This is a genomic window from Candidatus Lariskella endosymbiont of Epinotia ramella (genome assembly GCF_964019805.1).
GTDB lineage: Bacteria > Pseudomonadota > Alphaproteobacteria > Rickettsiales > Midichloriaceae > Lariskella.
Window position 1 is genome coordinate 1,413,346 of sequence record NZ_OZ026472.1, and the last position, 13,057, is coordinate 1,426,402.

General features: G+C 35.7%; 11 protein-coding genes and 1 tRNA gene. All 12 read right to left on the bottom strand.

The annotated features are described in order from the left end of the window. Nucleotides 1-178 precede the first annotated feature (178 nt). Nucleotides 179-397 carry a 50S ribosomal protein L32 gene (gene rpmF, locus AACL20_RS06090; RefSeq protein WP_339041030.1) on the bottom strand — a complete coding sequence of 73 codons (219 nt, stop codon included), beginning with the start codon at nucleotides 395-397 and terminating at the stop codon, nucleotides 179-181. A gap of 71 nt (nucleotides 398-468) precedes the next feature. Beyond that, a tRNA-Asn gene (locus tag AACL20_RS06095) sits at nucleotides 469-543 on the bottom strand. Nucleotides 544-899: 356 nt separating this feature from the next. Beyond that, the gene (gene rnhA, locus AACL20_RS06100; protein WP_339052039.1) at nucleotides 900-1,334 is read right to left on the bottom strand and encodes a ribonuclease HI; all 435 of its coding nucleotides are present in this window, start codon (nucleotides 1,332-1,334) and stop codon (nucleotides 900-902) included. A 678-nt stretch (nucleotides 1,335-2,012) separates the two neighbouring features. Beyond that, a complete protein-coding gene (locus tag AACL20_RS06105) occupies nucleotides 2,013-2,996 on the bottom strand; it encodes a peptidylprolyl isomerase (RefSeq protein WP_339052040.1) in 984 nt (327 codons plus the stop codon). A 354-nt stretch (nucleotides 2,997-3,350) separates the two neighbouring features. Next, complete coding sequence (locus tag AACL20_RS06110; protein ID WP_339041037.1) at nucleotides 3,351-3,566, bottom strand: hypothetical protein; 216 nt, start codon at nucleotides 3,564-3,566, stop codon at nucleotides 3,351-3,353. 91 nt (nucleotides 3,567-3,657) lie between these two features. Continuing rightward, nucleotides 3,658-7,038, bottom strand: a complete 3,381-nt coding sequence (locus AACL20_RS06115; protein WP_339052041.1) for a UvrD-helicase domain-containing protein — start codon at nucleotides 7,036-7,038, stop codon at nucleotides 3,658-3,660. Beyond that, a complete protein-coding gene (locus AACL20_RS06120; protein WP_339052042.1) occupies nucleotides 6,980-8,746 on the bottom strand; it encodes a heme lyase CcmF/NrfE family subunit in 1,767 nt (588 codons plus the stop codon). Before AACL20_RS06120 ends, AACL20_RS06115 begins: the two co-directional genes overlap by 59 nt. Nucleotides 8,747-9,114: 368 nt before the next feature. Further along, nucleotides 9,115-10,221 (bottom strand): 8-amino-7-oxononanoate synthase, encoded by a 1,107-nt coding sequence (locus tag AACL20_RS06125; RefSeq protein ID WP_339052043.1) that lies wholly within the window; start codon nucleotides 10,219-10,221, stop codon nucleotides 9,115-9,117. 62 nt (nucleotides 10,222-10,283) lie between these two features. After that, entirely contained in the window at nucleotides 10,284-11,339 is a 1,056-nt protein-coding gene (locus AACL20_RS06130) for an aminoglycoside phosphotransferase family protein (RefSeq protein ID WP_339052044.1), read from the bottom strand. Continuing rightward, the gene (locus AACL20_RS06135; RefSeq protein ID WP_339052045.1) at nucleotides 11,290-11,820 is read right to left on the bottom strand and encodes a TlpA family protein disulfide reductase; all 531 of its coding nucleotides are present in this window, start codon (nucleotides 11,818-11,820) and stop codon (nucleotides 11,290-11,292) included. Before AACL20_RS06135 ends, AACL20_RS06130 begins: the two co-directional genes overlap by 50 nt. After that, nucleotides 11,801-12,484 carry a lipoyl(octanoyl) transferase LipB gene (lipB, locus tag AACL20_RS06140; RefSeq protein ID WP_339052046.1) on the bottom strand — a complete coding sequence of 228 codons (684 nt, stop codon included), beginning with the start codon at nucleotides 12,482-12,484 and terminating at the stop codon, nucleotides 11,801-11,803. The genes AACL20_RS06135 and lipB overlap by 20 nt, the downstream gene beginning before the upstream one ends. Before the next feature lie 6 nt (nucleotides 12,485-12,490). Then, nucleotides 12,491-13,054 carry a glycerol-3-phosphate 1-O-acyltransferase PlsY gene (plsY, locus tag AACL20_RS06145; RefSeq protein ID WP_339052047.1) on the bottom strand — a complete coding sequence of 188 codons (564 nt, stop codon included), beginning with the start codon at nucleotides 13,052-13,054 and terminating at the stop codon, nucleotides 12,491-12,493. Nucleotides 13,055-13,057 lie beyond the last annotated feature (3 nt).

Sequence of the window (13,057 nt, forward strand, 5' to 3'; positions counted from 1 at the left end):
TTAAAATTTTTATTGTATTAAAGGATAGCCAAATTTCATGATTACTACCACGACAAATGTGTTGAACAACTATACACATTAAACAATATACTAAACAAGTAAAAGTAAAATCAACAAAACTAAAAACTTAAGAACGTCTAAATACAAAAGTTACCGGCGTCAAGCCGACATGCTTTATTTATACAGCAGCGTCAGTTTCATCGGCGCTAGTGTTAGTCTTGCTAGCTTTTTTTAGCATTACCTTGCCATTATAGTACCCATCCTTCAACGAAATATGATGAGAAAGCTTTGGTTCTCCGGTTGTAGCATCAAATGCTATGTTCATCTTCTTTAGAGCATGGTGAGACCTTCTCTGGTTTCTCTTGCCTTTTGACGTTTTTCTTTTTGGTACAGCCATATTAGTATGAAAAATCTTCTGACAATTAGTTTTTCTTGAGATTGCACTATAGCATTCTCAAGGATTAAAAGTGGCTCCCCGGGCTGGATTCGAACCAGCGACCAAGCGATTAACAGTCGCTTGCTCTGCCACTGAGCTACCGAGGAACAAGGTGAACAGGAAAAGCTCTTGCGAAAGATTCGCATAGAGTAAGGTTAATATAAACCGCACTCACTTCACATATGAAGTAGATATGATCAAACAGCGTATACACTTAGCCATACTTTTCAAAATTGGCGTAGTCAAATCGCTCGTTATGTATCCTTATACACATGCTCGCGCTCTTCCTAGCTCTTTTTAAAGTCTAACTTCGCAATGTGTTGCAAGTTAAATACTAACTCTCCATTTATTAGAGGTATACTCCAAACCACCAAAGGTGAACCTATAAAAATTATTGCAACATGTCAATAAAAATATAAGCCTACATTTAAGGTGTTTGCTTTATAAGTTTGCTTTTCTAGTATTACTTTTGCAGTAGTATAGCTCTCCTTGCGAGGCTGTCTGCTAGTTCATTATAGTAATCTCCGCTATGTCCTGCTACCCAGTGCCATGTAATTTTATGCATTAAGCAAAGTGAATCGAGACGTTCCCATAAATCTTTGTTCTTCACTTTACCGTTATTCCAATTATTATGCTTCCACTTTTTGATCCATTCAGTAATGCCACGCCTTAAGTACATGCTATCTGTATATACTGCAATTTTCATAGGCTTCTTTACGGCTGCAATGCCCATAATTGCGGCCGTTAATTCCATTCTGTTGTTTGTTGAACTTTGTTCGTAACCATACAGCTCTTTTTTATGCTTGCCAAACAAAAGAACAACTCCCCAACCTCCAGGACCAGGATTCCCAGAACATGCGCCATCGCAATATATTGTCACTAAATCATCTTGTGTCATACGTTTTCAGCTGACTATTAAATGTAAATTATTTAGGAGCTCACCTTACATACTATAGCAAAACGAATTCCTATAGATCTCGTTTTAAAAGCGCGTGCAAGCAAATGTTTTAACTTTGCGTCCATTAAGCAATGCACTTTACCTTGCGCTTTATTTATCAGAGATATACTCATCATACTTTTCAAAACTAGCGCCTGAAGGAGCGCTCGTTATGTATTTAGACACATGCACCCAGCACTCTCCCTAGCTCTTTTGCAGTCTAACTTCGTAATGTTTATAAGTTAAATACCAACTCTTCATTTATCTGTGGTATATATCAAATATGATAAGAACAAACTTGAAGTTCTGCTTTTTTTATAGCCGCCTGCGTCATAACTCTAAGGAACATATGATTTATCTTGGCCTGCAAGCAATTATGATGCACCTAAAGTCCTGGAGAAAAAAATGGCAAAATTACCAAAAATCTTATGGATTTTGTTAAGTAGTATTTGATAGATACAGGACAAATTATATATCCGAAAACTAGCGCAAGGCCGCGTCTTTATGCTAATTTTTGTACTTTTATACACTTATTTTCCGCAAAAATTTATTTGCGCAGCAAATCAATTTTGCTAGATAGACTTTGTAAAACCTATGGCTTCTTTTGTAGTTCTAAGGCTAAGCAAAGTGGATTTAACACTATTGTTTAATTTCTATTAATGCTTTTTGCTTTAATTTGCTTATATAATTCCTAGTATACAGTTCTGCCTTACGATTCATTAGCATGTCCCGAATTTCAGAATCAATTTTTGTATTATCTATCTGTGATGCTGGGACATTGCGAGGTGCTTGTTTGTCTATTACCTTTAATATCATGATACTTTCCTCTAAGATAATTGGCGAGGATATTTGTCCAGGCTCAATATATTGGATTGCAGAGCGTATCTCAGGCGCAAGGTCCCCAATCCTTATCCAGCCGATCACTCCATCTTCTCTACTACTGCTGCTTTGAGAAATAGACCTTGCTAGGTTTGCAAAATTTTTAGATGAATCCTTCTGTTGTGATATTTCACTAAGTATATTGAACGCGTTTTCAGCTGTTTTTTCATTATCATGCACATATATGACAATTTCAGCTAATTTTACTTTTGTATTTGCAAAGGAAGCAGCTTGCGCTTTAATACGCTCATAAGCAAGCCTTGCGCCTTTCACTTCCTCTTCCGAGACACTAACATGTGCCGCAAGTTGACTTTGTATATTGTGCCAGATTAGCTGTATCTTAATATTATCTTTATATGCTTGAAAATTAATTCCTTCAGATTTAAATATTTCTGGCAACTTTAGCCTTGGAACATTCATTTGAAGGGCAAGTCGGTCTATAGCTTTGTCGATATCAGATTGAGATATTGTAATTCCAAGTCGCTTTGCATCTTCTTCTATTAACTTCTCTTCAATCATCGAATTCAATATCTGTTTTGACAGATTACGTATGAACTCATCATCATTCGGCAAATTACCAACTTTTATAATAGCATAGACTCGTCTTTCTAGATCAAGGCTGGTGATTATCTCGTCGTTGACAATTGCTACAACGCGCTGCCTATTAGCGCAGTATCCGTGGCTAAAACAATTAAGAAATAAAAGTAAAAAAGAGAGAAGAAATCCTAAACAACGCATTAACATTTCCTTAAAAGCTGAAAAGTCCTTTATAAAATAGGTATGGTACAATGCTCATGGGTTACGAACATTTAAAATGTGACAAAGTTAGCAAGAAGCCGTTGTATAGCAAATTTAAACGAATAATTCAAGATCATATCATAATAATGCTATTTATAAGGCAGATCGTTTTTGCTATATGTTTCGTCTGAGCGAATTGATTAAAGCATTAATTATTTATCATTTGCGTTTATTGATCAAGAAATCGAACATAGCTGCATAAGGCAACAGTTTATTTGAATCAGAGACGGCAAAAGAGCCTAGACCAAATAATCCTAGGCTCTTCATTGTAACGGTTTAAACTAACTGAAGTGCCTAGTGTTAGTTTTTCACAGCATCTGTTGTTTCTTTATCAGCTGGCTTGCCTTGCTGTTGCATGAAGTCTTGGCACTCTTTAGTATTCTTATACTCAGTTTTTTGGCACTTTGCCATCATGTCAGAATCCTTATTAACAGCAGGATTCGCGTCAGCAGCAAAAGCCGTAGAGGAAAGAGCTACTGCACCAACAACCAAAGCGCTCAGAACGTTTTTCATCATTTTTTCTGTACCTAAAAAATATAAAATTTATCACAAAGACCGAAAGGCCATAATATTAGGATATAACATTATATTTTTAAATATGATAGTACTATTTGTTAGGCATGTTAAAAATATTGATCTCGATCATTTGTTGCGAATATAATGATAGAATGCTAAGTTTTATACTATATTCTTTAAAATATTTCTGAATCATTGATTTATATCCTTCTAGTTGAGAGTAATACCTAAGGCCCAGTTCTTCTATGGGTTGGACATTATTAGTCTTGAATTCTACTATCTCAATAACGTTATCTTTAGCGATAATTTTATCAATTCTTATAAGTTTCTTGGAGGCGGAAAATGAGTCAAGAATGGAAATTTCTGCAAAAGTATTTGATGACGATATAATTTCATGAAAATTTTTTATGGTTTTGAGTATGATTGCTATAGTTGCATTTTTTTGTTCAGCAGAGAAGTGATGTATTTGATAACAACCTTTAATATATTGCTCTGTATACTTTTGCCATTTATCAGATTCTATTTTTTCAAGGTTTTGAAGTATTTTGTGTATAACAATACCGCGTAACGCTTCGTCATTATATTGATTGTTATGCTCAATTGCTGTGTTTGTCAATTCTTGTCGCTTTGGCATTTGCCAAATATAAGCTTGTGATTGTGTATTTTGAACAATTGCAGCGTTGTCATACTCTAACTTATGCAACACAGTTTGATGATTGTATAATTTTGCGTCAACTTTCCTGTGTTTTACATCATTTATGTTGAGATTTTTTCGCACATCTATCATATCAGAACAAGTGATAGTATTCTCAAGGGCAGGAGCATAATTATGTAGCAACGAATACCAACTTGCTTGAATATTTTTGTTATTAAAGCCGAATATATAAAGCTTATCTTCAGCTCTTGTTAGAGCAACGTAAAGTAGTCTCATATTCTCTTCATTTCTAAGTAGCCTGTTTTTTAGTTTTATCGCATCTGATATAGTACTTTGAGTCTCTGCAAGACCATATATTACATGGTTTTTATATAAAGCAAGTGAGTCATTTGGAGCATTTTCAGAGTGCGCTGCATCCGCTAGAATTACAATTTTTGCCTGCAATCCTTTTGCTCCGTGGATTGTCATTATTCTTATTGAGTTTGTATCAAAGGCTGAGTCGTTAGATATAGTAGAATCTTGAAAAGTATGAACCATCCAGTCTACAAAGTGTTCAATACCTATACCACTTGCACTGACTTCATATTCCATGACCTTATCTAAAAATTTTTCTATAGGTGATGCGGCATGATCTCCAAACCTTGAGACAAATTTTTCTAAGTATTTATATCCATATAAAATATGAGAGTAGAATTCATAAAAAGAGCGATCTTTTATTGAATCAAAAAAATAATCTAATAAACTTTCTAAGTTCTGTTTTCTAAGGCGTATAGAATCAAGCAGACTATTGTCACCTCTTGCATATGCGATGCTGAATAAATCTTCTTCTGAGATGCTGAAGAATGGGCTCTTCAGCAAGCAAGCAAGATTTAAATCATCATGTGGCATAGCAATAAATTTTGCTAGAGATAGTAGATCCTGAATTATTAAACTATTTCTTGCTCTTATGCTCTTGCTTATACATGAAATGCCAAGGCGTTTTAGTTCTGCAATGAGATGATCTTCTAATGCGCTACGTTTTCTGACTAAAACCATTATATCTGAAGCTTTTAGGTTTGTTGAATCGTAGCTAAGAATATTTTTTATATGCGATGCAAGCGCTCTTGCGGCTACAGCCTCCTTGTTTTGTAAGCCTTCCTGCTCAATATCTGGTATTTCCCATTCGTGCTCATTATCGTTTTTTGTAGTTTCTACAGCTTCAAGAAGCGGAAGCATATATACAGCACCGATTTCGTCTCTACTTGGCAAGTGCATAATGTTTTCTTCACGGCTTGCGCCCAGTGAGGTTTTATGCCCAGAATCGTTAAAGAAATTATCAACTAAATTTAAGACTTTTTTAGATGAGCGGAATGATATATTCATATCAAGCTCTAGCCATTTTTTTTGTGCAAAGCGCGCGCTTTTTCTATAGAATTTTTTGATATCACAAAAGATCTCTGGAGAAGCACCTTGAAAGCCAAATATAGATTGTTTGAAGTCGCCAACTATGAATACTGTACGATTCGTACTTTTTGCTCCATCTCCTGAGAAAAAGTCTTCTGTGAGTAATTTAATAAGATCCCACTGTAATGGGCTTAAGTCTTGCGCTTCATCAACTAGCACATGATCTATCATAGAATCAAGTTTATAAAGAAGATGCTGTTTATCTAGGCTATCGCTCAGTATATTAAAAGTCTGAATGAGTAAGTCATCATATTCCGCATAACCGTGTTTTGTCTTTAGCTTCTCTATCTCAGTTTTCAAAGCCATGGTAAAACACTGCATTGCATACGAGATCTCTGCTGCTTTTTGATTTTCAAGTTTTTGAGAAACTTGATACAAAAGACTTTGTTCGTTTGTTAAGGCATCTAATATCTCAGGGTATTTATCACCTACTTCTTTTGATAGTAATTTTTTTCTTGGAACTCTCTCAGATGTTAAAAAAGCATTTATATACTGATCAAAGATAGAGATTTTATCTTTTAAATCGCTTTGTTGCCATATTTCCAGTGTTTCAACTAGATTTTTATCTGTTTTATTTTTTACGACATGACATAAAGTGTTTAACGTGACAGCTGGAATATTTCCTGTCTCTGCGAGCCTTATAACCTCACTTTTCAGCAGCGCATCATATGTCTTGCTTTTATCTGCATGAAAAAAAGTGAATATATCAAACCCAGCATTATTTGAATTATGCTCTACCTCCATTTTATTAATTGCTTCTAATGCATAGTTTAGAAGTGTCTCATGATCCCTAATGTTGGCTAGTTTTTTGATTTGCAGCGCAAAATCTGCTGTCGCATTTTGTAGCACATTCAAGTAAGCTTGTTCGATCAGCTGCTTTTTTCGAAATGAATCAATTAAGCTGGTTCGTATGTTTGTATTATCAGTGAGCACTTGGCATAGTGTTAGCACTTTATTGCAAAATGCATGTAGTGTTTGTATTTTGATATTCTCTATATTATCCAAAAATATGCCATAAAGCTGTCTTGCAAATGATATATCTGTATTCTCAATATTTTTTAGTCCTGTAAGATTTTGTAACTCTGCTTTGATTGCTAGATCATTTAAAGACATCCATAGAGCAAGTTTATTTTTAAGTCTCGAAATAAGCTCATCTGCTGCAGCATTTGTAAATGTTAGACAAAGCAAATTATTTGGGTGAGTGCCGCTCATAAGCAATCGCAATATTCGATCTACCAAAACTTTTGTTTTGCCGGTACCTGCAGATGCCGATATATAAACTGAGACGTTTGGATCGCTGCCCTTCCGCTGCAGATTACTTGCCAGCAGTATTTTGTCTTCTAACTCTGTGTTTTCCAATTTGTGAGATGACACTATAAATTCCACCTAAAAACATCAAAAAACTACCAAACCATATCCAGCCCATCATAGGTCTATAATAAACTTGTACAATGAGCGCTTGTTTTAACTCTATAAAATCTCCTATCGTAACATATATATCTGCAAAAATTCCATGTATGATAGAAGCTTCAGTGGTTTGCTGTTTCTCTATCGGGAAAATACGTACTTCAGGATTGGCTTGGCCTATAAAATGATCCCATTTATCATAAACATTAAAGCTTGCCGCTTTCGAAATATAATTCTTATGCTCTTTATAAGATAACTCATTCAATACTACCTTAAAACCTTTCACCTCTATGTGCTCATACATTTTGAGCATTACCTGTTTTTCCTCTTGAAGCCAAGAGTTAAGAGCAATAGAGAGCACTACTATTCCAGCTCCAAGGTGTGCTAATATCATCGCAGGTGAGCTATACCTCTTAGAATCTCTGGTATTATATAAAATACTTGAGAGCACTAATTTTAGCATGGTCAATATCAACCAAAGTCCGCCCAGTATTGCTGCAATTACTAAAGGACTTGAGATTTTAAACGCAAGCATCATTACGGCGCAGAGAACTATGGCAATGCTTGCACAAGGCCAATGTTTTTGCATTAAAAGTCGTATCGAATTATTTTGCCATCCTACATAAACAGAAAAGCAGCATAGATATATAAGTGCAATAATCAGAGGATTAAAAATGATATTAAAATATGGAGCGCCTACTGAAATCTTCCGCCCAATGATCGCTTCAAGGATAGGTGGATATAGAGTGCCAAGGATAACGGTAAATGCAGCTACACTCAGCAAAATAGTTTGCACGGCAAAAGTAGCGCTAAGAGATAATAGTTCAGGTTGAGATTTTAGTTTATTTTCCTCCTGAGACTTCAGTACATATATTGTAAAAGATGCTATTGTTGATAATGCAACGAAGGTCAATATTATTATTCCGCGATATGGATCACTTGCAAATGAGTGCACTGAAGTAATGAGCCCTGAACGCACTAAAAATGTGCCAAACATACTGAAAGTAAATGTAAGGATAGAAAGGATAACGCAGGCACTGCGACCATTTTCTGTTTTTATATATAGCAAAAGGCTATGCAAAAGAGCTGTGCCAAGAATCCAAGGAATTATTGATGCGTTTTCTACAGGATCCCAGAACCAGAAACCGCCCCATCCGAGCTCTCTATATGCCCACCAGCTGCCAAGTGCGATGCCAATGGTAAGTATAGACCATGAAATCACAACCCATGGCCTGATCATTACAGCCCAAGACCTTCCTATATTATTTGTGAGAAGTGCTCCAAGTGTTGCAGAATACGCAACTGAAAATCCTATGTAACCAAGGTATAGTGCAGGAGGATGCATCACTACTCCAACATCTTGCAATAATGGATTGAGTCCAAAAACACTTGTGATTGGCGCAAATATTCTCTCAAATGGATTTGAGAATAATATTACAAACGATAAAAATGCAGCGCTAAATATGCCATTGATTATGTGAAATGAGATAACTAGCTTTCCTCTATGAATGACTCCAAATGCACAGCTGAAAAAACTAAATACTAGTGTCCAGAGAAGCATAGATCCTTCGTGATTGGACCAACTTGCAGCTATTTTATATAAGAATGGCTGTATTTTATTCGAGTGATATAATACGTTCAATACAGAAAAATCAGAATTAACATAGGAGAACAATAAGCATAAAAAAGAAGCGCTGATAAGTAAGAATTGGCCTATAGATAAGATCCTCAAATATTTTTCTACTGATATGTTGATGCTTTTCAATTTTGCCCGTACTTCAATCAATGATGTTTGTTTTGCACGCTTTGCGCTGAAGTAGCAAAAAAGTCTTTGCACGACATATAAAGTAATAGGAGCAAGAGATGCGATAAGCGCCAGGTAAAGTAGTAAAACGCCAAGATCTGGAATCATAAGTTTATTATTCCTTGTAGTATTTTGCCTAATTTCATAGAAAATATAGGCTGAGATGCAAAGATTTATTGCTTTAACAGCGAAGATGATATCAGAGCTGTCATGTTATGTCGCCTTAGAAATTAGTATTTTTAAGAAGATTTCGGCTGTATATTCTTCACTATACTACTAATGAGACGCTCTATATCAGATTCACTATGTTTTGCCATTAAGGCTATTCTCAATCTTGGCGTTGGAGATGTCGGCGGACGAATTGCAGATACCGCAATTTTAGATTCCATTAAAGCGTCTTTATAAAGAACCACATCTTTACTAGAATCCAGTATTATTGGCACTATGTGTGAGTTATGTGCTGCGCTCGTCCCTATATCATATCCTCTGCTAGTAAGTTGTTGTTTTAATGCATTTGCAAGTCGCATAATATGGTCTCTTTGCTCATCAAGGCTTGGTAGAAGAGCTATTGCAGCTAGAATTGCTGCCGCTAAAGCCGGCGGCATTGCTGTTGAATATATAAAGCCACCACATCTATTTATTAAATAGTTCCTAAGTATATTGGAGCATGCTATGTAGCCTCCGCTTGCGCCTATTGCCTTGCTGAATGTCCCCATAATTGCATAATCAATACCTTCAAAATCATGATTTGATGAGAGTCCGTGGCCATGTTGTCCAAACATACCAGTTGAATGTGCTTCATCCAGATATAGAAATGCACCAAATTCTCTTGAAATTGTGATAAGCTCTGCAATATCTACTATATCGCCATCCATTCCAAACAGAGTTTCCGAAACGATAAATTTTGGACGAACATCATCTTTATATTGCTCTATGAGGATACGCAGGTGCTTAATATTACAGTGCTTGTATCTAACCATCTTAGCACCGGCAAGCATGCACCCATGGTATAAACTAGCATGATTTAACTTGTCAAAAAATACTAGTGCTTGATTTTGCAAAACCTTAGTGTCGAGTATGCTACTTAGTGCTGTAGAATTTGCTTGGTAGCCAGAGCTGAATATAAGTGCAGCTTCAGTATGCTTCATTGCAGCGACTTGTTTTTCAAGATCATGAAAAATTTGTAAGTTGCCAGAAAGCAGTCTAGAGCCTGTAGCTCCAACACCAAATTCCTTAGCATACTTGCAAAATGCATCTACAATAACCGGATGTCTACTTAGAGAAAGATAATCATTACTAGTAAAATCTATCAAAGATTTACTGTGACTTGCGACCTGTCCCAGCATTCTAAAAATTTGTTCAGATTTAAGCGAACTGCAGAACTCATTATATAATGCAGAATGAGTCATCAAACACAATCTCTAAGGAAAATATGTGAATCTTGATCTTTGCCTTGCGTTATATATTCTTCAAACCAATTCTTTAGCTCAAACAGCTGCGGGCTATTCAAACTATCAAATATATAGCGGGTAACTCGTGGTAGTGAGGATAGTCTATGCCCCTTCCCATATTTCATATATAGTCTGCGAAAGATCCCTATAATCTTTAGATTCCGTTGAGCGCCTAGTATAGTATATGCTGCCTCCAACTTTTCTTTAGGAACTTCATCTTTAAAGTGATCAAAGTAGTGTTCTTTTGTGACATTGACTACCTCTGGACTTACATCTCTTCTTGCATCTTCCAGTAATGAGACAAGGTCATAACAGTGACTGCCAAGTAACGCATCTTGAAAATCTAAAATTCCTATTTGACATTCCGCCTGCTTTTGTGTGGGAAGTAGCATCAAATTGTCAGCATGATAATCTCTGAGCATCATGATGCGTGGCATATCCTCAATAATCTTATAAAGCGATGTAAAGATACCAAGGAAATCATTACTTGCAGATTTAAATTTACCCTCTTCTGGGATGATAAACTTTAGCGTCCAATCCAAGAAAACCTGTAGCTCTTTATTTAGAATATTTGAATCACAATGCGGCAAATCTAAGCTACAAGCAGATTTAGCAAGTTGAATCAGGTTATTTGTTGCATTGATATAGATCAAACTTTCGATACTATTATCACGTTCAAGAGCTTGTGATACTGTTAAATTTCCAAAATCTTCAAGCAACATCAATCCAGAATTATGACATTCGTGATATATCTTAGGAACTTTAAACTGGTTTTCTATTAAAAATCGCCCTACTTTAGAGAATGACACACATGAATCAATCTCCAGACTGCTATCCGTTTTGTCAGAGCGTTGCTCTATTATTCTTGTATACTGCCTTGTGGAACAATCCCTTGGCATCTCATCCAGATTATATATATCCTGCAGAACGCATGCTTGTTTTAGAAAATCACTGTAAGATCGATTAATATACGGCATCGATTTTATCCAGTACGTTTTTAAATTGTGTTTCATCTATGTCACCTTCATCATGATACACGATTTTTGATGTTTGATCTATGATAAAGACAGCAGGGAGAACAGATACTCCAAGCTCCATCACCAGATCTGAAGAAAGTGCACCTATCTCTTCGAAGGGATTACTATTCTTAGCAAGCCATTCTTTTAAATTTTCTTGATTTTCATCCCAACTGAGACCTATCACGCTCATCTCATACTCTCCTTTCACTTCCTGTATTAATCCTATATGCTTTGAACAAGAAGGACACCACGAAGCAAAAACGTATATAACCTTATATTTTTCATTATGAGACGGCAAAAGAGAAAAACTACTATCAGTAGAAAAGAATCGCTGAGCTTCTGGAACCTGAACATAAAATGACTCTTCTTCTTCTATTATATGATTATCACCTTTCTTGTTTGATACTATAATCAACATTACAAAAAATATACATATCAATACTATTGGAACTGCTTTAGATAAAACTTTCTTCATAATAGCACTCACAATTAAACAGATTTTTAAATTCTTTGATTATTATAGAATCAAATTCGCTTATAGTAATATTTTTGCCTAATTTTTCAAGTGATGTCATTCTGCAGTTCTGTATGCCGCATGGAATTATATCATCAAACTTAGTTAAGTCTGGCGAGATATTCACTGCGACTCCATGTGATGTGACCCACTTTTTCACCTTTACTCCAATCGAACAAATCTTTTCTTCAACGTTTTTATTTCTTATCCATACCCCGGTGCCTTGTGCTGAGCAGAATGCAATTACACCTATATTTTTCAGTATATTAATCAGTAGTTGTGAGATTCTTAATATAAAGTCTTTTATATCAGGTTTTTCATGGTACATATCGCCTAAATCCAGCATTATGTAAAGCACACGCTGGCCTGGTCCGTGATACGTGCACCGTCCTCCTCTATTAGTACTAATTACCGGTATCTTTGGTGATATCAAATCTTCAGAAAGAGTCATAGCACCAGCTGTATATATTGGGACATGCTCCAAAAGCCAAATCAAAGGATTTGCTGTTCCATTTATAATCATATCTACACGCTTACTCATAAAATCTAGTGCTTCCTGATATGGCACTAAACTTTTTGATGTGATACATGCGACTTTTGTTTGATTTAACCTGAAGAACTGCACTATTTATTAGCTCCACAGTATATTTTTGATATTCTCCTTATGTCTATAAAATACTAAAAGACATACAATAAGTCCAAACAGAATATCATACTTACTTTGTATGATAAAAATAGTTCCCAAAAGCATTGCAATCATTGATATAAGAGATGCAATGGCGGATGTCTGAAATATTAGAAAAGTAATCAACCAGAAAATACAAGTAAAAACACCAACATATATATCCAGCGATAGTATAACTGCAATGCTTGTAGCAATGCCCTTGCCGCCTTTAAATCTAAGCCATATGGAGAATATGTGCCCTAAAATTGCAGAAAGTCCGACGCAGATTGCAAGATTATAGTCATATTGTTTTGCAATCAGGACTGGAATAGCGCCTTTAGTTGCATCTGCAATAAGGGTAAGAATACCAAGCTTCTTCCCTCCCACTCTCATTGCATTGGTTGCTCCTATATTACCAGAGCCATGTGCCCTTAGATCTTTATGTCCTAAGAGCTTTGCAAACAATAAGCCGAATGGAATTCCAGCAATTAAATAAGTAATTAAAATCGCAAGCATTATTGACAATGACATAGT

Coding starts and splice junctions, on each gene's coding strand:
- rpmF (WP_339041030.1), bottom strand. CDS start 397: ATGGCTGTACCAAAAAGAAAAACGTCAAAAGGCAAGAGAAACCAGAGA.
- rnhA (WP_339052039.1), bottom strand. CDS start 1,334: ATGACACAAGATGATTTAGTGACAATATATTGCGATGGCGCATGTTCT.
- AACL20_RS06105 (WP_339052040.1), bottom strand. CDS start 2,996: ATGTTAATGCGTTGTTTAGGATTTCTTCTCTCTTTTTTACTTTTATTT.
- AACL20_RS06110 (WP_339041037.1), bottom strand. CDS start 3,566: ATGATGAAAAACGTTCTGAGCGCTTTGGTTGTTGGTGCAGTAGCTCTT.
- AACL20_RS06125 (WP_339052043.1), bottom strand. CDS start 10,221: ATGCTGGGACAGGTCGCAAGTCACAGTAAATCTTTGATAGATTTTACT.
- AACL20_RS06130 (WP_339052044.1), bottom strand. CDS start 11,339: ATGAAACACAATTTAAAAACGTACTGGATAAAATCGATGCCGTATATT.
- AACL20_RS06135 (WP_339052045.1), bottom strand. CDS start 11,820: ATGAAGAAAGTTTTATCTAAAGCAGTTCCAATAGTATTGATATGTATA.
- plsY (WP_339052047.1), bottom strand. CDS start 13,054: ATGTCATTGTCAATAATGCTTGCGATTTTAATTACTTATTTAATTGCT.